This is a genomic window from Colwellia sp. (assembly GCF_013215345.1).
Taxonomy (GTDB): Bacteria; Pseudomonadota; Gammaproteobacteria; order Enterobacterales; family Alteromonadaceae; genus Colwellia.
In genome coordinates this window covers 27034-45224 of record NZ_JABSOV010000004.1, presented here as the reverse complement: position 1 = coordinate 45224, position 18191 = coordinate 27034, and the positions used below count along the sequence as shown (strand labels likewise).

The following is an 18191-nucleotide window of genomic DNA, read 5'->3' as shown; positions in this document are numbered from 1 at the left end:
TAAAGCTTTTATATTCTTCCCTTTTATCTTCAGAAAATTGCTGAGCTGATTCAATACTGGCTGACTCATAACCTCTTTTAAGCGCCTTTTTAGTGTTTTCTTCAGTAACCAAGACAAAATCCCAAGGCTGCATAAAGCCGACACTTGGCGCATGATGGCCAGCTTGAAGAATTCGTGCCAATACATCATCCGGTATTGGTGTAGGTAAAAAATCTTTTCGTACATCTCTACGTGAAAAAATCACTTTATAGAGCGCATTTCTTTCTGCTTCATTAATATTCATATTTGCCTCAAAATTATTGGCGTCATTGTAATATTAATGATGTAGTTATTGCCAACCTTTTGATAAGCCCATAATACGACTCAAGCAATGTTCCGCCCCGCAAGGTAGCACGTAGAGCAATACTATTTAATTAAACCCAAGATTTCTTTAAACTCTGCCGCTCGACAATCTTTAACCAACTCGAATAAACACATTTCCAAGCTTGTAGTATCGATGCCATGATTAAGTAGTTTACTGATGGCGAGGGTTTTATTTTCAAGCGAACGTGACGAAATGCAATCGCCAACCAATTGGACATCGCAGCCTAATTCTTTTAGATTCAGTGCGCTCTGGTATATGCAAATATGCGCTTCGATTCCACAAATAAGCCAGCTATCAACATTCGCTTCCTGCACAGCCTCGATGAACTTAGGCTCTAGACAAGCATCAAAGGTAAATTTAGCGATAGGCTGTTGGTTAACTAGTATCGCCGCTAAACTATCAACCGTTGGGCCAAGTTTTTCTGGATTTTGTTCAAGCCATATTATCGGCAAGCTAAGTGCTTGAGCACCTTTAATCAATTTTTCACAATTGGCAATCAACACATCACTATCATGGACTAAGCGAGCCAGCTTTCCTTGTATATCTATAACAATAAGACCAGTATTTTGTTTCTCTAACATAAGCGCCTCCTAAGCCTTTTTAGCGACTATTTTTTTTATAACCAAAAATATCACTAATAAATATACGACTGTAGCAACATGCTTCAAGATAACCTTAATCGGCGCTTGCGCTTCAAAGGCAAGAAAACCATCGGTAATTGGCATCACCATACCAAACAGAGCACTCCACATTAGAATTAAATAATTGCGCGTATATAAAAGGTAACCGAGAATTAACGTGATGAATAACGTACGAGAGCCATATATTTTCACCCAGTCAGCATCCATGTTTGAAAAGAGCTCTGTTCCTCTTAAACTAGCAAAGATTGTCGGATAAAAATAAGCAAAAAGGCCATAGAACCCCTGTAACAACACCATAAGTAAAACTAAGATAAAGCCTATTTTCTCTACATCAGTCATTTGATTGATCATAAACTATCCATTTGGCCATAATAAAGGGCATAAATATGCCTATTAAATAATGAGATACAAAAACAGTATTTTGTTCGTAATGTAACAGCCAGTTATATTGATTTTTAATATAACTGGCTGTTATCGTATGGGTTTGTTTTTAAAGATTCAAGCAGATTGCTTAAGTTTTACACCGGTTTATTAAAGACTTAAAGTAGAAAAGATGATGTTCGTTGAGACTCGTACGTTTTCCCCTACCCATGATTGGTAACAATAGACAGTAATTAATACGGGTTATTATTCTTTTAATCTTGCTAGTTAACTCTACAAACGCTCTATCAAGCGAGCTCTATTTTTCTCATTAAACTGCTTCAGTTTCTCGAAAACACCCTTAGCGTCTTTAATCCAAATGTCTAACAAAGGCTTAATGTGCTCAAACGTCACTACTTCATTAAAGCCTGATATTTCACCTGCTTTACCTTGTTTAACGCTACCACCAATAAAATCGCCGTCCATGCTGTCAGTTGCTTTAAATTCCATATAAATATCAATATTCTCATATCTATATCCTGCTGCCGCTTTACCTAGCGCGATCAACGAGCCAACAGGAATTAGCTCTCTAATCTTAACGTCGCCCGGACTGATTTTGATAGCGGAAATTCGAGGGGTCAATCTCAAGGCGCCTGCTTGGGGTTTTTCAACAACTTCTAAAGATAAGGCAGCCACTTCAGCAAGGCTTTCGTTGATATAGGCTTTAGTCTTAGCAAATAATTCTGCAGATAACTGCTCGGAAGTTACTTCAAAGGGGTAAAACTCTACAGGGTCGATAATAATTTTACTGTAAAATCCAGACAGCACTCGGTCACTGGCGTAACGAAATGACTTTAGACCATCATCAGTTTCAATCCTTTCAAACTTTGAATAGTCTCCGATAAATCCAATATACAAGGGCTCAAGCTTTTCATGATTGGTAAATGAACAAGCACTCAACAAAATACATAATGTAGTTAATAGTCTTATTTTCATATGGTTAGCCCCATTTTTAAACATAAACTGAGTATAGTAGCTATCAAATAAAGTATTGTTAACACTGCCTTAATAAATAGATTTATTTACATGCCTGAACTTGTATTAACTTGCCTGAGGTTTGAAGGCGTTCTCCCGGTCCATTTCTTAAAGGCAGCTCTAAAATTTGAAACATCATTAAAACCAATAGCACAGCCAATATCTTCAATGGTTAATTGTGTCTCAGTGATTAATTTTTTAGCCGCGCTACAACGTAATTCTTTCACTATGCCGGTAAAACTGGTGCCCTGCTCCGATAGTTTTCTACGCAGCGTTCTTGGCGTTAGATATAATTCACTCGCTAGATTTTCAGCACACAGTTCCTTGTGCATATTTTCGGCTATCCATTGATTTATGGTGATTAGAAAGTCATTTTTTAACGCCACTGACTTTAATACCAGATCACATTGGCTAAGTAATAGCGGCATAGCAAAAGGATTACTACTTGGTGTATTCAATGACCATTTGTCATTATTAAAGACAAATTCACTATGGCGATTACCGTAACTTATTGGACAGCTAAAAAAGTCTTCATAGTCTTGATGATGTTTAGGTTTATCAAAACTAAACCTTAAAGCATCAAACGAAAAGTTGTCGTTATTTAAACAGTCCCTGACCAAAGACAAAACAATAATGCACTGAAGCTCTATGTTGAATTCTTCTAGGTCACTGGCAAACAAGAGATCTTCAAATCGAAAACACGATTGCCCTGACTTTTCATCATCGTGCAGCGACATATCGACGGTTTTAGTGACCAAATTATGATAACGAATAGCAAACTCTAACGTTGAACGTAGGCCCTTACAGCATAATAACGTGCAACCATATAAACCGTAATCCTGAGGTTTTATCGAGGCACCCAATAATAAACTAATACGGGGTATTTTCAGTGCTAAAACATTGCGATAAAAGGTGATTATTTGTTCTTTATGAATTTTGTATTCACGGTCTTTTAAGCCATGCGGTTCAATACCTGTGCCTTTATACAAACTTGATACATCAATACCGTCTTTAGCTAAGGTGGTCGAAATAAAGTTAAGTTTATGTGCAAATACTTGACCAGAAAAGTTAGCAGGTAAACTGTCTTTTAAAAACATATCGTTATTCAACTTGTTGCTAGTTGTCACCAGTTAACCATCAAATAGACCGTTTTACACCCAAAATTGACCGCATTTAACCTTATTTTCACTATAACTCCTCTTTATATTATTAATAGAAACAGTAAATAATAATTATAATAAAAGAGTGAGATAACATGAAAAACATGGCATTAAAAAGCATATTCACCCTGAGTGCATGTGCTTTAGCAATTAACGCTGCAAGCGCGCAAGAGCAAGTTGTATTAGAAGTTATTGAAGTAACTGCACAAAAAAGATCGGAAAATGCACAAGATACGCCAATATCAATGAACGTACTTAGTGCCGATGATATAAAAGAAAAAAGCATCGAAAAAATTGATGACTTACAATATTCAGTACCTAATTTACATATGACTGAAACAGGTATTAGCACACAAATGTTTATCCGTGGTATAGGCACGGGTAATAACCAAGGCTTTGAACAATCTGTAGGTCAGTATATCGATGGTATTCATTATGGCCGACAACAACTACTGCGCATGCCCTTTCTCGATTTAGAAAGGATTGAAGTGTTAAAAGGCCCGCAATCAATCATGTTTGGCAAAAACTCTGTTGCCGGTGCGCTTAATTTATCTTCTGCTAAACCAACACAAGATACCGAGATTCACCTTGGCTTGCAGTATCAACCGACCATTGGTGCTACAGAAGTCACCGGCATGATATCAGGAGCCTTAACTGAAACCTTGTCAGCTAGGCTTGCCATTCGAGACTATTCAGAAGATGGCTATATTGAAAATACCTATAAAGATCGAGATGAGACAATTCGTGACGAAAGCGCCGTACGTTTAAGTTTATTGTGGGAGCCAAGCGACACCATGAACTTCCTTTTTAAAGTCGAGCGAGATGACTTTGATGGTACCGGAAGACAGATAGAAGTAATTCAAGATGAACCAGCGCTTGCCGGGTATCCTATTCCTGGTGCAACATTCAGCGAAATATTAGCTATTTTAGGTCACCCTGAGGCAATAACTGAAAGTGAGTTGAATTATCAGCGCCAAGCCGACGCAGAAGAAAGTAATAGCAACAGCTTAAATAATGCCACCTTAACTGCTAACTTCGCATTAGGTGATTACACCCTCACCTCGGTTTCTGGCTTCGTTTCATACGATTTTGTTGAAAGCTGTGATTGTGACTATACCGCGGCGCCAATATTCTCAGTATTTATTGATGAAGAGTATCAGCAGTTCAGTCAAGAAATTAGATTAGTTTCACCGGTTGGAGAAAAATTTGATTGGCTAGGTGGGCTATTTTATCAAACCAGTGAACTCGCCTTTGATGACAATATCATTATACCAACCAATAGTGTTTTAGGTTTAGTATCGGGTGGTGCACTCGCGCCTATGACCGGACAAGCTGCAGGTCGAAACTACCAGTTAGATACCGATATGTGGTCAGCCTTTTTTCAAGGTCGTTATCATTTCACTGAAGACTTGACACTTACTTTAGGCGCACGCTTTACCAGCGAAGAGAAAACATCTTCTCGAGTTATGAATATTACCGATATTAGCACCGGTGATATTACCCAAGATCCCATGGCGCCGGCTTTATTTGATGCAGTGTTTGGTATTCAAAGTGAACAAAGCCCTTTATCACCGCAAGGCCATAACTTAACAGGTACACGTGATGAAAACTCTTTTACTCCGCTCATTAATATAAGCTATAAAATTGATGATAAAATTATGGCTTACGCTTCTGCCACCACCGGCTTTAAAGCGGGTGGTTTTGATGCCAGAGCCAATAACGTTAATTCATGGGAATTTGAAGAAGAAGAAGCAACGGCTTATGAACTGGGGTTAAAGTCATTAATACTCGATGATACTTTAGAAATCAACCTCGCTTTTTACCGCACCGAATATGACAACTTACAAGTCAGTCAATTTGACGGCGTGCTTGGTTTTAATGTTGGTAATGCCAAAGAAACCGTGGTGCAAGGTGTTGAAATTGACGGTCGCTGGATATTGCTCGATGGTTTATCTATGCAATATGGTATCGCTTATTTAGACCATGAATATATCGACTTCACTAATGGTAACTGTCATAGCCGACAAGTGCCTGACGGCGATATGGGCGCAGATGGTAACCAACTTTGTGATTACACCGGCAAGTCTGGACAATTTACCCCGAAAATAACCGCCAGTATTGGGTTTGACTATTTCACTGATATTTCATTCTTAGGCTTCGAATATTTCAGAACCACACTCGGTCTATATCACTCAGCAAAACAGAATGTTGATGTAAACTTAAATCCACTTTATGAAGTTGACAGTTACAACAAGGTAGATATGCGTATTGCTCTGGAGAGTGAAAAATGGAACATTGCGCTGTTTGGTAAAAATATGACCAATGCAGAAGTATTAACTTATGTAGGTAATAACCCATTATCGGGCAGTACCTTTGGTACTGATACTTTTTATGGCTTTGTTGACCGTCCAGCGGTATATGGCATACAACTAGATTATAACTTTTAGTAGTTGTATTTGTTGATGCTATTAACTTCTGGTAATCGCGGCAGATAGTTACTGATAGCTGCTTAGCGCTTTTGTAAAGAAAGCTTTTACAGCTACAGCATGATCAAGCAGCATAACCTGCCCTTACGTGGATCCTCATTATGACAATGAGGATCCACTATAACAGCGAACTACATTTTCAGTTTGAGGTAATAGCTATCTCAATGCCATTGGGTGACTGCTGTTTAGTTGCAGTAAATCCCATAAATTACCGTAAAGATCTTCAAATACTGCCACAGTACCGTAGTCTTGCTCTTTGGGCTCTCTAATAAATTTAATACCATCCGCTATCATACGATTATAATCACGCCAAAAATCGTCGGTATTTAAGAAAAGGAATACCCGGCCACCAGCTTGATTGCCAACAAAGTCATTTTGCTCTGGCTTAGATGCACGCGCTAATAATAGACTTACACCATTAGAGCCTGGTGGTGAAACCACAACCCAACGTTTATCTTGTTCTGCTTGGTAGGTGTCTTCAATAAGCTCAAACTTGAGTTTATTGACATAAAAATCAATAGCCTCATCATATTCTTTAACGACTATAGCTATGTGCACTATCGATTGTTTCAATTTTAAATCCCTTTTTTTTAAGCTGATTTAATTCAGCGTTATAACGCCTCTGAACAGGCGGTAAAATGTTGGCTAAAGTGTGAGCTATAAAACGCAGTAAAAGTCAGCAACACTGAGACTTAATAGCAGCTGATACCGTTATAAAATAAATTTTAGTCAGGCAAAGTTCCGCCTTGGTAAACTCGCTAGCACGAACCAAATCAGTTACCTCACCTACAGCTAATATCCTTTTAGATTTAATTAACGCGAGTTTCTCTGATATTAAATAGCTAAAACCAGCAGAGTCTATGACGTAATCATCATCTCTAAAAATTAATTCATCACACTGCGAGATGAACTCCTGCTCAGAGGCTAAATATATAAGCTCATCATCACCTTCCAGTTTTAAAATACATGGCCAAGATATAATAATAACTACTCCAATAAACATAATATTAAATAAAAAAGCGCCCAATAATTGGCTGATAATCGTTGCTAAAATGTTGAGGTACGAGCGCAAGGCAACTGTAATTATCCAGTTTGAGTACCAGGTAAGCTAAGATGTTAGCCAATAGAGGTATTGTTTAATGAATAATTCCATACTTTATAAAAGTAGAAAGCATATCCTAGACCAAAGGTTATTATTGAAATAATAATCCAGAGTATTACATGGCCAATATTTCCAAACATATCTGTATTACAGCTCATTCGTCTAGAGACACCTTGATCGTCAATTAAGACTGATCTATTAATTATAAATTTAGAAAATGAGTACGCGAAAAAAAATGCTCCAATGCCAAAAGTAATTAAAATGATAATAAACCAAAATATTAAATGACCTAAAATATCTAATGTACCTACATCTGCTTGAATTCTCATTTATGCTCCTTGCATAGTGTTGTTATTTTACTGATTTATTTCTCTTGGCTTATTTGTCTTGGTTTATTTGCATGTCCGGTGAACATTGCTCAACAACGGCCAAACCTAAGTCTATATGAGCAACTAGATAGCCATATTCTCTTTTAGAAAGTTGACCATCTTGGTATTCATTTTTGGCAAGTTCATGATCCCAGAACTTACCACAAGGAGCAGCAGGAATAGAAGTATCAATTTTTAACAAATACTTTTGCTCATTCCCTAACTTGTGCCCTTTTCTTACCACACTTTTTGCGCAAAGGCTTAAGGCATACTCCACGGCAAACTTATCTACGCTGGGTAAGCCAACAAACTCTACATCACAAGCTAAAACAAGATGGCCTGAGTCGTCTGTGTAGTACAACTTTCCAGCTGTACATGCAGATAACAAACAAACGGTTGCAATAGTGGCTAAAAATTGAAGATTCAAAGACTATTCCTTGTTCAGCAAACTAGCCATACACGGCTAAGTAACCTTGGTTAAATTAGGATGAATTTTAAGTAGTTTTATCAAAGATATTAGCACTTTATCAGGCACAGAATAATCAGACTGTTTAATACTATACGTGAACTATAACCATTCTGAATTTAGAAAATGATTATTCAAAAGGTATTGAAAACTCGACCATACCTCTACCACTAGCAGGTAGTATATTTAATGCATGTCACTGACGACCTGTTTAATAGATGTCATGTAATAAGTGGCTATGAGCATAATGCGCTGTAGGTCATCATTAGTTAATTGAGCCTGACTTCGACATAATTCACTCACTTCTTGAATGACAAAGGAGTAGTTAGCCTTATCTACTTCTTGTTGCTTACGTTCAATTTCTATTAGTGCCAAAAAAGCAGTAAGTTCATGATTAGCTAATGGTGTTAAGTTTTTATTCGTAAATAAATAAGCTTCAATAGGGGTTAAATTTTGTTGATTACGTTGGCATAGACCATCGCGCAATGCTTCATTACTTCCAAATAACATCATAGATCGTACATAGTTAAATGGCGGGTGGATGCTACTGACTGATTGATTGTTGGTAAACAAATAATGTAAAACATTACACTTCTGGTGATCTATTTTACTGAAGTTCCCTTCTATTTGTAATGCGGGGGTGAAAAAGTTTAAGGTATTGTTAGTTTTGATTTTTGGGATAAGTCCAATGGAAAAGCCTTTATTTTCTATAAAACTAGTTGCTAGCTGTTGATAAAAATCAAATGATTTTATTTGTCCTTGTTGAAACATAAAACCTAACTGAACGATGTTCTCAGATCCATTTGAATCTAAGTAATGTTGAAGCAAAGCTTTAAGGTCATTTTTAGTCAATAAATTGATCAGTGTCTGTAAATGTTTCTGCATTGTTTAGTCTAGTTATATGTTTGTCATTATTGAGCTAAAAAGTATTTCAAATGAATTATTAATGCACCAAGCCACTTTACAAAAAACTATCTCTTTTACCTGTTATTGGTAAATAAAACTAAGGTAAACATTGTTGCTATTCCCTACATTTTTGGTTGCAATGAAGGGACAACTAATGCCACTAAGAAGTCTTTAACGATGACCTGTTTTTAGTTGGTCATGATTACGAGCTAAGGCTCACTTTTACCACAAAGAATACATTAGCACTAACGGGCTAAAACTGATTTCGGATTAGTTTGTGTATCGATAACGCCCCATTAAGAGGCTAAATTTAGTTGCCTAAAATGTTGAGGAACGAAACAGCAAACTATTTTTGTCCGGCTTTAATGGTTTGTTAAGTTACTAATACTCCAAACAATAAACACCTGATTCACTAGCCCATTGTTTGATTTTCGGTATGATTTTATCATCTTGAATGTAAAATATATTCGTATAATCCCAGCTTTCAAAATATACAGCAGAAAATTCGGGTAAAACTAACCTGCAAAATTTATCTGAGGAGTCATTATCAGCGGCAGGATGTAAATAGTTATCCATAGATTCTTGACAGCTGAACTTTCTAAAAGACGGGCAACAACGATCCCATTTACCTTTAAACTTAAAATTCAAGATTTCAGTATTTTTAGACATAATCTTTGCAAAATCATGCAATAACCTGTTTCGGCGCAACTGCTCATTTTTATCAGGGCGATCATTTTGAAACTCTTCAAGAGTTAACCAGTGGTCAAAAACAGTTATTTCCACTTTCTTATAGTGAGGAGTCTCATCTAAACAATAAATTTTGAATAGATCAGGAAATTTAGCATTTAGCTCTACTTGCTTGTTTTTACTTAAATTTATAAAATTACGCACATATTTCCCTAGTAACTTAACGCCCTGTTAAGGGGCGAAATCTAGTTGGCTAAAATGTTGAGGAACGAAAACAGCCAAATGTATTTTGTCCGGCTTGAACAGCTCGTTATATACCGTAGTTTGCATCAACCAGTTTACCTACCGTGATATTATTTATGGCTTCCTGTTTATCAAGCCAAGCTGTAATAGAGTCACGGTCGTCTTCAGTTGCAGAAGTATAACGATGATCTGAACAGATAAAAGCACTAAATAATTTAGTGTCTCCGCCACCTCCCATAGAAAGTTCACGGCTTTCAACAAAATCTACCAACTGGCTTAATAATGAATCAAACTCATCTGATTTTTTTGCATTTAATGTACATGAGAACTCAAAACCTAAAATAGCAAATTCATCTAAATATAGTTTTTTCCGTAATCTACGACTCTTGATACTGTGCATGATTTTCCTTAGGTATATAACACCCGCTTAAACGGGTAAAAATTGTGGTGACCTTTTTGCGTGTCTTTGCAAAAAATGTGACATAGTTTTGAAGCGTTTGTTAGGTGCAAAGCTCGAATAGCTCATGAACAATACCTGATGGATCTTTAAAGGCTGAATAACGCCCCCACCGGTTTTGGTTTGGTGTTTCATGAACAAAAATTACACCTTGCGATTTTAGTTGATTAATTTTGCTATCTAAATCATCAACCGTGAACAATAACGTAGAATTAGCATTATAACCATGTGAATATTGAATTGAATCCATTGTCCCTTGAAACACAATTACTTCATGGTCGCCAGCTTTTAGCTTTATGCAATCAGAATGCTCTTCGACTAAATCTAGGCCTAAAGATTTTGTATAAAACTGAAGTGATTCTTGAAGGTTGTTAACAACTAATAAAGTTGATGGGTTTTTCATGCGTGACTTCCTTTTGCACCTAACGCCGTTTTAAGCGGCGAGAAATAGTTTACTAAAATGTGAAACGAAGTGGAACCGAGCAAACTGTTACGAGTCCGACTTGAAAACCCTTGTTATATGCAATTTATTTTTTGTTAAACGCACATCGTATTTTTTGTATTATAAAAAATAATAAAAACAACATACCAACTACAATACTTATCATACCGAGTGGCAGGAACATACTCTCATGAAGAACCCCTTCATTATCAAGAAATTGATAAAAGGTACTCTCGGCTATTAGAGATAACATTCCCAAACCAAGTAAAATCAAAGAAATAAGAAGAGTTTTATTTGCGAGAATATTCATTTAGGCACCTGCATATAACAGCTTATTATGGAGCCGGCTCAGTAATGTCCGTTCCATAATTAAAATTTAATTTACATTAATGTCCCACAAATTCAAAGAATTAGAAACCACTGCAACCAATTAGTTAATAAAAGATAGGATGTTACTAAACCCGCTCAGTAATACTCATAATAGAAAACGCTGTATATTACACTAAGATCAATCAAATAGACGTTTATTCGTGTTTTTTAGGAGTGTTACTGAGCCGGCTCAGTAACATGACATAAAATATTCATTAGAAAATATAAGGCAAAAAATTAAAGGCTAACGTCCGGAATGCGCACATCAATGTCATTAACTTAAGCTTAATTTACACGTTTACAATAAGTTACCTAGTTGATAACCTAGCTATGAATTAAAAATAGAGAGAAATCACCAATGAGCTGTTCAGTATTTAATTCAAATAGTACAAAAGTTAACCGATAAAATTCACTCAACTGAATTTTTAGAAAATCACCGTAAAAAATCTACTGATTTCACTCGAAATCGCACCCTTACTTTTCCTTGTTTAATTAGTTTTATGTTGAATGCTCTCAATGGTTCAATTCAGGCTGAACTCGTTCGGTTTTTCAATGTTATCGATGATAGCTACTTGTCGACAAAGTCAGTTAGCACCGCTGCTTTTTGTAAAGCGAGAATGAAATTATCCCATCAAGCATTTGTTGAGTTAAACGATGATTTAGTTCAAGAATTTTATGAAACTGCAACCATTGATAAATGGCAAGGCCATAGACTGTTAGCTGTTGATGGGTCAGTCACACAATTACCTATCTCTAACGAACTACTTGAGCATTTTGGAAAAGCTCGTCCACATGCCGCTATGCCTCATGTTCGTCTTTCTCAACTTTATGATGTTAAGAATAATATTACCCTAGATTTACAGGTAGAAAGCCATTCAACAGGAGAGCGTGAAATGGCGCTAAAGCATTTAAATAAAACTCAAAAAGGCGACTTAGTCCTTTATGACAGAGGTTATCCTGCCGTTTGGTTTTATAAATACCATAGGCTAAAAAATGTTGATTTCTGCATGCGTATTGTTAAAAGCTCTAATGTTGTTAAAGCCTTCTTAGAAAGTGGGAAATATAGTGATATCGTTGATTTTCCTTGTATTGAGAAGTCTCTCCGTCGATGTAGAAAAGACAAAATATCAACCGAATCACTTTGTTTAAGATTAGTACGAGTTGACCTGCCATCAGGAGAGCCAGAGGTTTTNGTNTCNTCATTAACAGACTTGAAAGCTTATCCTACTTCTCTTTTCGCTAATTTATATCACCAACGCTGGGGAGTTGAAGAAGATTACAAAGTATTGAAAAGTCGTCTCAACATTGAGAATTATTCTAGTATTTCTGTTGAAGGTATTTTACAAGACTTACATGCAAAGCTATTGACTAAAAACCTTGCTGCTTCTGCAATGCATGATGCCAAACGAAAAATAAAGAAGCCTAAAAAGAATAGGCTCTATGATTATAAGATCAATTTCGCTTTTGCGATAAATCAGCTCAAAGATAATATTGTGCGGTTCACAATGAAGCTAGCTGATCTTGAGCTATATGAATTACTGATAAGTAAAATATCAAAGAGTTTAAGTGTTATTCGACCCAATCGTAAGTTTGTTCGACAAGACCGTAGAAACAAGACAAATAAGTACCCAATGAATTATAAACGTATGTGCTAAACCCTTAAGTTAATGACATTGTGGTGCGCATAGTTGACGTAAGTAACTGAAAATATTAATGTCGGCCTAGAGCGATAAGCTGTCGTTAAATTTTATGCAGTGGAGTCAGCATAAACAAGGACGGTTATGTCCCAACTATTAAAAATTTTCTTTTTCATCTGTGTCCTACTTTCTCCTACTGTGCATGCTGATGCCCCAAATTACTTTACTAAAGAAATTGATAATGAGTATCGTACTTTTATAAAGCATATACGTGAAATGTTACCAAAAACAGATTTACCACTAGCTTACTTACCTTCCTTTGAACCATTTAATTTGTTAGATGTTCGTCCACTTAAGTTTGGGGATAACAAGGACAAACAAGATTTCGCAAATTTTAACTTTGGAGTGTTCGGTGCAGCATTACTTAATATTAACAAAAAACAGCTCTCTAATTTGCCAAGTGTGTCAATTTGTAAAAAGAATAAATGTAAAACTGAACGGTTAAAAGTAATCGATGCCTTTTTACTGGACGCCTCTTTACAATTAAAAAAACTACATAAAAATAAAGAGATATTCATTGTCCAACAAACAGCACATCATGTTTATCGTGTAAATAACACCTTTTATAGCCCTACGACTCTAATTACTTACTTCCCCTCAGAACACGCAGGGTTTGTTCCATCAGGAAACTTTGAAGTTACCTCTAAACTCGCGGATGCTCCTAAACTAATGGCTCTATCTGCTAGCTCAAATAAATTAAGAGCTATCATGGGAGAACACAAAGTAGCTGCAATAGCTAAAATAGATGAAGTCAGTACAAATGTAATATTTGGTGGGATAGGAGATAATCACTGGGGAGTTGTAATTGAGCATTATGCTGAATTACCAAAAGCAGGAGTCTACAATCACATAGGGTTAGAATATGACATTGTTGAGGAACTTTCAGAAACTAGCTTTTATTATCAGACAAACTAAACGATCGCAATTGCCACTTTTAGGACGGTTAAATGATGTTATTTTTAATACTATTTATATTAACTTCACTAATGAAAGCAGCTATTGCAGTGGCTAAAATCAATTAGCCACTGCACTTGACGATAACTTAGGTCAGGCCTTCGAGGACCAAAATTATGACTTTCCTTGATTTTCGGGTGAGCAAATACCGTTACGATGGTATGTTTTTATATCACCCAGAGAATTTAGGGTAATCGGTATAGCCTTTATCCGTGCCGCCATACATGCTGGTAGGATCAACATCATTCAAAGGCCATTCATTACGAATTCGTTCTGGTAAATCCGGGTTAGCAATGAATGGGCGACCGAAACCAAAAATGTCACCTTTACCTTCTGTCAATACTCTCTGTGCTTTCTCTGGCGTGTATTTACCAGCGTACATAATTAATCCTTCGAAGGTATCTCTTACTTCTTGGTAAAACGCATCAGGTAAATCCGGCGCGTTATCCCAATCGGCTTCTGCCAATGATAAATAGGCTATGCCGACTTCATTCAGAACTTTAATGGCTTCGATGTAAGTTGTGTGCGGATCACTTTCAACCAAGCCTAAATACACCCGGTCTTCATCGGTGCTTTCAAACAAGGGGGCGAAACGCACACCTACTTTGTCGTGGCCAAAAACTTCAGTGACGGCTTGGGTAATTTCTTTCAAAAATAGTAAGCGGTTCTTTAAACTTCCTCCGTATTTATCTGTTCTGGTGTTGGTGTGCTCAGAAATAAATTGGTTAACCAAATAACCATTAGCGCAGTGCAATTCAACCCCATCAAAGCCGGCCTCTTTGGCATTAATTGCCGCATTGCGATACATGCCTACTAAGGCTTCGACTTCTTCGGTTGATAATGCTCTTGGCTGACTTGGGTCTGCCAATGCACCTTCGCCTGGCCCTGTTTCAATGAACACACTTACCGAATCCGCTTTTATATCAGAAGGTCCTACAGGGGATTCTTGATTTGGTTGCAGCGAGTTATGAGAGACACGACCAACATGCCAAAGCTGCGAGAAGATCACGCCATCTTTGTCATGTACTGCTTTGGTTACTTTCTTCCAACCTTCGACCTGTGCTTTGCTATGAATGCCCGGTGTCCAAGCGTACCCTTGACCTCTGGGTTCAATTTGAGTCCCTTCAGTGACCATAAATCCAGCTCCCGTACGTTGAGAATAATATTCTGCCATCAGCTCATTAGGGATATTGCCAGGTTGTGAACTTCTTGAACGAGTTAACGGGGGCAAAACAATACGATTTTTTAATTTATAAGGGCCAAGTGAAACTTCGCTGAACAAACTGGAAAACGACATAAAAACTCCTGAAATGAACTGTTTAGTTCATTTATAATATGTAATAGATAGGTGCTATTTTAAACCGATACAGATACAATTAAAAACAAGATAAACCTGTAAGTGATACAAATGAAACTTTTAAATAAAATAGATATTCGTCAGTTACGAATTCTTCAAGGATTGCTTAAAGAGCGGAATTTATCCCGTGTAGCAGAGAAAATGGATGTCTCCCAACAAGCAATAAGTGACCAACTGCGTAAATTGCGCGATACCTTCGATGATCGATTGTTTATTCGAACTAGTAACGGAGTTATCCCCACCCCTTTTGTCGAATCTCTTAAGCCTAAAATAGATCACATTTTGGAATCATTAGAAAATCTGCTCAAACCTGATATCTTCGACCCTGCCACTGCTACAGACCTGTTTTCCATCAGTTCCACCGATTTCGAACAAAGAGTCATTCTGCCTAAGTTAGTGAATCTGCTTCGTCAAAAAGCACCTAATTTGAAATTGGCAGTGCGGAAGCTGGAATTAGATAAATTGGCAGAATCTTTAATGACTGGCGACGTCGATTTAGTGATCAGTAACCCTGCATTTGTGCCTGAGAGCTACCCTTCCATGCTCTTGTACAATGAAAACTATGTTTGTGTTGCCGGTAAGACCAACAAGAAAGTGAAAAAAAAGATGTCGGTGGCAGCCATAGCTCAAATTCCTCAATTAGTGGTTTCTCCTTCCAGCGGAGAATTTAGTGGGGCCGCTAATTTATGGTTTGAAGAACAAGGCCACCCCAGAAATGTAGTGCTGTCAGTACCTACTTTCACCGCAGCCAAAGCATGTATCGGCGAAAGTGATTTATGCGGCTTTATTCCCTCACGTTTACTCCCTGACCTACAGCTTAAAGCTATCGAATTAGAAGAGTATCCTCCTAATTTTGAAGTCATTGCTGTCTGGCATCAAAGATCTAACCAGGACCCTCTTCATATTTGGATAAGAGGACAGTTAAAAAAACTTGTGGGGTAGAGGGAAATCTATAAAAGTAAAATATATTTTAAGTCAGTAGACTCAATATCACCGGCTTTTAACCGGAAGTTTAGACCTATATTTGTACACATATTCCATATGAAACTATCTGGTTTTTTCCCCCTTTGCCATATAATGTAAAATTTATGTCAGTTGAATGGTCGGAAAGTTGACCTTCATATCGAGGAGGGTTAACGTCAATGTGCACAACGTGATCGTTACCAGCTTAACCATGAATAACAGCAATGGTAGCAAAGCGGACTATTTATTAAGATAAATTCACGTCTTAATTAGATCGTCTTTGTGGTACTGGCTGTCATTGGTCAATACCTGAAATCTAAAAGCTTAACATTGCTTGTTTTCACCTTTGTTTTTTAGAAATTTTATATAGGTAAACCGGGGATTTATAAAAATCATCGATTTGTATAGTCTTGTAAGGTTGCCATGCTGGTAGGGCAAAATTATTGCTGATAAGAAAGTTAACACTTGCTTGTTCTAAGTGCAGCTTATCGCTGATTTTATTCATCGCCTGTGGGAATAAATAACACACTAATATCGATGCGGACGATAAGTCCGCCTGATAAAAATCTTGTCGATGTAAAGTTAAGTTCTTTAATCCCAGTAGCTTCTTAAGTAAGGTGGATATTAGCCATGGCAAGTAGGATAATTCATAACCTACTATTGTCCTTTGCGGATGTCGCTTGGCAATACGTATAACAAAGTTGCCCCAGCCACTACCCAGATCAATTATCGACCCTGCTTTTGTTTCTAATCCCGCTTCGTCAATTAATTGCATCATCGCCAGGTAAGCTTTATTTGAGCTTGGCATTGGTGAAATTCCTAATTTTACTGTGTTATAGATGATCGACACGGTAATAAATAGCACTATTAAGGCAAAAAACAGCAACAAAAAAACATCAAATATTAGCAAGGGCACACTCTCCTGTTTTCTGTGTTAGTTATCAAAGTTGACCATGTTTTCAATTTAATCTTCTACCCTGTTTTCTACTACGTTTGCCACTAAATTATCTACTAGAAAGTCTAAGAAAACCCGTGTTTTAACTGACACCATTTCTCGCTTTAAATAAATAGCGTAGGTGGAGCTTAGTTCTTCATAAGGACTAAAGGTATGTTCTGGCATTACTTGGATGAGCGTGCCATCGGCTAACTCTTTTCTAACAGCCCATAGTGGCATTAACGTTAAGCCACTGCCATTTAGCACCAGTTGCTTTTGACCGTTAACTGAGTTCACAGAAATAGTATCGCTAATGGTTAATTTTGTTCTTTGTTCAGCCATTAAATACCAATCTTGCCAACGAGAATAGCTGTAGCGGATACATTGATGATCAATTAGCTCTTCAGGGCTTTGCGGCGTACCTTCACTGGCTAAATATTGTGGGCTGGCGCAAAGTAAAAAGTTATTAAAAGCCAAGTGTTTGGCAATCATACTTGAGTCAGTTAAGCGACCACTGCGAATAGCAACATCAATATTTTCTTCTACCAGATCAACAACGCGCTCAGTTAACTCAAGTTTGATATTGATATCAGGATATAAGGCAATAAATTTGGGAATCAATGGCAGTACAATGCTTTCGCCAAAGCCGACAGTCATACTTATTTTTAGTTTGCCTTTGGGATTTTCTTGTAAGTCATTAACGGCCTTTTTCGCTTCATCAAATTCAGCAACAATGCGCTGGGAATACTCGTAATATTTTTGACCCGCTTCAGTTAAGCCAGTATTTCGGGTGGTTTTATTTAACAAACGTACACCTAGCTCTTGTTCAAGTGCTGCTAATTGCCTTGAAATAGAAGAGGGCTGGACATCAAAGATTCGACTCGCAGCTGAGATGCTGCCAGTTTCTACCACACAATTAAAATACAGTAATCGATTTAATGAACTCATCTTTATTCCTCTAGGTCTGCTCTTAAACAAGGTCTGCTAAATAAGGGCTCTCAGGCACTAACTCTTATTAAGAGCTACTTTAACTTTGTGTTGCTTTAAAAGCAAAGGTGATTTGTCAGTTGGGTAATGGTTTGCTTTGTTGGCAAGGCATAAAATGGCCGCACTTAAACGAACAAGCAAAGCCTTTACTTATGTAATCAACTAAGTAAATAGCTAAGCAAGTAGCATAAGAAAATATGCAAACTAATTTAA

At 37.2% G+C, this 18191-nt stretch carries 21 protein-coding genes; 4 read left to right on the top strand and 17 right to left on the bottom strand.

Features of this window, described 5'->3' with window-relative positions:
- From HRT50_RS01035 to HRT50_RS01015, 5 genes are all read right to left on the bottom strand, one after another.
- The coding region (locus HRT50_RS01035) for a nitroreductase family protein (RefSeq protein WP_291610429.1) at positions 1-283 on the bottom strand (283 nt) is incomplete at its 3' end.
- A 122-nt stretch (positions 284-405) separates the two neighbouring features.
- A complete protein-coding gene (locus HRT50_RS01030) occupies positions 406-945 on the bottom strand; it encodes an isochorismatase family protein (RefSeq protein ID WP_291610427.1) in 540 nt (179 codons plus the stop codon).
- A 9-nt stretch (positions 946-954) separates the two neighbouring features.
- Positions 955-1356: a DUF4267 domain-containing protein gene (locus tag HRT50_RS01025; RefSeq protein ID WP_291610426.1), complete on the bottom strand. Its 402-nt coding sequence runs from the start codon at positions 1354-1356 to the stop codon at positions 955-957.
- A gap of 303 nt (positions 1357-1659) precedes the next feature.
- Positions 1660-2361 carry a DUF3313 domain-containing protein gene (locus HRT50_RS01020; protein WP_291610424.1) on the bottom strand — a complete coding sequence of 234 codons (702 nt, stop codon included), beginning with the start codon at positions 2359-2361 and terminating at the stop codon, positions 1660-1662.
- Positions 2362-2447: 86 nt separating this feature from the next.
- Entirely contained in the window at positions 2448-3527 is a 1080-nt protein-coding gene (locus tag HRT50_RS01015) for an AraC family transcriptional regulator (protein ID WP_291610422.1), read from the bottom strand.
- Positions 3528-3655: 128 nt separating this feature from the next.
- On the opposite strand from HRT50_RS01015, the gene HRT50_RS01010 reads away from it, so the two are divergent.
- Positions 3656-6007, top strand: a complete 2352-nt coding sequence (locus HRT50_RS01010; RefSeq protein ID WP_291610420.1) for a TonB-dependent receptor — start codon at positions 3656-3658, stop codon at positions 6005-6007.
- Positions 6008-6202: 195 nt separating this feature from the next.
- Here the strand turns inward: HRT50_RS01010 and HRT50_RS01005 are convergent, their stop codons facing one another.
- The 9 genes from HRT50_RS01005 to HRT50_RS00965 all read right to left on the bottom strand — a co-directional run bounded on the left by HRT50_RS01005 (position 6203) and on the right by HRT50_RS00965 (position 11027).
- Positions 6203-6619 carry a VOC family protein gene (locus HRT50_RS01005; protein ID WP_291610418.1) on the bottom strand — a complete coding sequence of 139 codons (417 nt, stop codon included), beginning with the start codon at positions 6617-6619 and terminating at the stop codon, positions 6203-6205.
- 103 nt (positions 6620-6722) lie between these two features.
- Entirely contained in the window at positions 6723-7073 is a 351-nt protein-coding gene (locus HRT50_RS01000) for a DUF4144 domain-containing protein (RefSeq protein ID WP_291610416.1), read from the bottom strand.
- A gap of 89 nt (positions 7074-7162) precedes the next feature.
- The gene (locus HRT50_RS00995; RefSeq protein WP_291610413.1) at positions 7163-7477 is read right to left on the bottom strand and encodes a DUF6693 family protein; all 315 of its coding nucleotides are present in this window, start codon (positions 7475-7477) and stop codon (positions 7163-7165) included.
- A 49-nt stretch (positions 7478-7526) separates the two neighbouring features.
- Entirely contained in the window at positions 7527-7943 is a 417-nt protein-coding gene (locus HRT50_RS00990; protein WP_291610412.1) for a hypothetical protein, read from the bottom strand.
- A 225-nt stretch (positions 7944-8168) separates the two neighbouring features.
- Positions 8169-8753 (bottom strand): hypothetical protein, encoded by a 585-nt coding sequence (locus HRT50_RS00985; RefSeq protein WP_291610410.1) that lies wholly within the window; start codon positions 8751-8753, stop codon positions 8169-8171.
- A 516-nt stretch (positions 8754-9269) separates the two neighbouring features.
- Positions 9270-9779 (bottom strand): hypothetical protein, encoded by a 510-nt coding sequence (locus HRT50_RS00980; RefSeq protein WP_291610407.1) that lies wholly within the window; start codon positions 9777-9779, stop codon positions 9270-9272.
- A 106-nt stretch (positions 9780-9885) separates the two neighbouring features.
- Positions 9886-10218 (bottom strand): YggL family protein, encoded by a 333-nt coding sequence (locus HRT50_RS00975; protein WP_291610405.1) that lies wholly within the window; start codon positions 10216-10218, stop codon positions 9886-9888.
- A 100-nt stretch (positions 10219-10318) separates the two neighbouring features.
- Positions 10319-10678 carry a VOC family protein gene (locus tag HRT50_RS00970; RefSeq protein ID WP_291610404.1) on the bottom strand — a complete coding sequence of 120 codons (360 nt, stop codon included), beginning with the start codon at positions 10676-10678 and terminating at the stop codon, positions 10319-10321.
- Between the two features lie 124 nt (positions 10679-10802).
- Positions 10803-11027, bottom strand: coding sequence for a DUF3955 domain-containing protein (locus tag HRT50_RS00965; protein ID WP_291610402.1), 225 nt, complete (start codon positions 11025-11027; stop codon positions 10803-10805).
- A gap of 436 nt (positions 11028-11463) precedes the next feature.
- Between HRT50_RS00965 and HRT50_RS00960 the strand changes: the two genes are divergently transcribed.
- Positions 11464-12741 (top strand): IS4 family transposase, encoded by a 1278-nt coding sequence (locus HRT50_RS00960; protein WP_367238715.1) that lies wholly within the window; start codon positions 11464-11466, stop codon positions 12739-12741.
- 126 nt (positions 12742-12867) lie between these two features.
- Positions 12868-13698 carry a hypothetical protein gene (locus tag HRT50_RS00955; RefSeq protein WP_291610400.1) on the top strand — a complete coding sequence of 277 codons (831 nt, stop codon included), beginning with the start codon at positions 12868-12870 and terminating at the stop codon, positions 13696-13698.
- A gap of 211 nt (positions 13699-13909) precedes the next feature.
- Here the strand turns inward: HRT50_RS00955 and HRT50_RS00950 are convergent, their stop codons facing one another.
- On the bottom strand, positions 13910-15034 hold the full coding sequence (locus HRT50_RS00950; protein ID WP_291610397.1) for an alkene reductase: 1125 nt from the start codon (positions 15032-15034) through the stop codon (positions 13910-13912).
- A 111-nt stretch (positions 15035-15145) separates the two neighbouring features.
- Here HRT50_RS00950 and HRT50_RS00945 point away from each other — a divergent pair, with 111 nt between their 5' ends.
- Positions 15146-16036, top strand: a complete 891-nt coding sequence (locus tag HRT50_RS00945) for a LysR family transcriptional regulator (RefSeq protein WP_291610395.1) — start codon at positions 15146-15148, stop codon at positions 16034-16036.
- Between the two features lie 361 nt (positions 16037-16397).
- Here HRT50_RS00945 and HRT50_RS00940 read toward each other — a convergent pair whose 3' ends face one another.
- Together HRT50_RS00940 and HRT50_RS00935 are read right to left on the bottom strand one after the other, a co-directional pair.
- Positions 16398-16865, bottom strand: a complete 468-nt coding sequence (locus tag HRT50_RS00940) for a class I SAM-dependent methyltransferase (protein ID WP_291610393.1) — start codon at positions 16863-16865, stop codon at positions 16398-16400.
- A gap of 156 nt (positions 16866-17021) precedes the next feature.
- Positions 17022-17939, bottom strand: a complete 918-nt coding sequence (locus HRT50_RS00935) for a LysR family transcriptional regulator (protein ID WP_291610392.1) — start codon at positions 17937-17939, stop codon at positions 17022-17024.
- Between the last annotated feature and the right edge of the window lie 252 nt (positions 17940-18191).